The sequence below is a fragment of the Streptomyces lonarensis genome (genome assembly GCF_012033735.1).
GTDB classification, from domain to species: Bacteria; Actinomycetota; Actinomycetes; order Streptomycetales; family Streptomycetaceae; genus Streptomyces; species Streptomyces lonarensis.
Window position 1 is genome coordinate 1 of sequence record NZ_JAAVJD010000478.1, and the last position, 1079, is coordinate 1079.

Sequence of the window (1079 nt, forward strand, 5' to 3'; positions counted from 1 at the left end):
CCGCGCCGGCGCCCGCCACCCGCGCGGCGGTCGAACCGGCGCTCGCCGCCCACGACCTCACCGTCCGGTTCCGCGCCCCCGGCGGCCGCACCGCCCGCGCCGTCGACGGCGTCAACATCGACCTGCGCCCCGGGGAGATCCTCGCCCTGGCGGGGGAGTCCGGCTGCGGCAAGACCACCGTCGCGCGCACCCTGCTGGGGCTGGAACGCCCCACCTCCGGCATCGTCACCTTCGAGGGCAGGCCCCTCGGCTACGGCACCAAGGCGCTCAAGTCCTACCGGCGCGAGGCGCAGTTGGTCCTCCAGGACCCGACCGGCGCCCTCAACCCCCGGCACACCGTGTACGACGCCGTCGCCGAGGGCCTGCGCATCCACGGCATCCACGACAACGAGCGCGACCGCGTCGCCGACGCCCTCTCCCGGGCCGGACTTCGGCCCGCGGAGAAGTTCTTCCTCGCCTACCCGCACGAACTCTCCGGCGGGCAGCGGCAGCGCGTCGTCATCGCCGGCGCGCTGGTGCTGGAACCGCGCGTCATCATCGCCGACGAGCCGGTCGCCTCCCTCGACGCCTCGGTGCGCGGCGAGATCCTCGCCCTGCTGATGCGGCTGCGCGACGACCTCGGGCTCTCCGCCGTCGTCGTCACTCACGACCTGGGCCTCGCCTGGAACATCGCCGACCGTATCGCCGTCATGTACCTGGGGCGGATCGTGGAGATCGGCTCGGTCGACGAGATCCTCACCGACCCGCGCCACCCCTACACGCGGGCGCTGGTTTCCGTCCTCCCCGACAGCCCCGTCGGCCGGCCGCAGGTCCTCACCGGCGAACCACCGGACGCCACCGCCGTCCCCGGCGGCTGCCGCTTCCACCCCCGCTGCCCGGCGCTGGCCTCCGGCGAGGCGGAGGCGGCGGGCGTCGCCGACGCCTGCCGCCGCACCGAACTGCCGGTGCTGCCGCTCGGCCGCGACGCCACCTCCTGCCACCTCGTCGCCGCGCGCGACGCGGCGGTCCCGGCGGACGCCTGACGCCCCGGCACCCGACCGGCGCCCGCATCACGGCCCGCCACCCGCGCCCCGCACGGG

The 1079-nt window shown here is 76.4% G+C and carries 1 protein-coding gene; it reads left to right on the top strand.

The window, feature by feature from the left end; translation table 11 throughout:
* On the top strand, positions 1-1022 hold a 1022-nt coding region (locus HCN56_RS25640), incomplete at its 5' end, for an ABC transporter ATP-binding protein (RefSeq protein ID WP_245247040.1).
* Positions 1023-1079 lie beyond the last annotated feature (57 nt).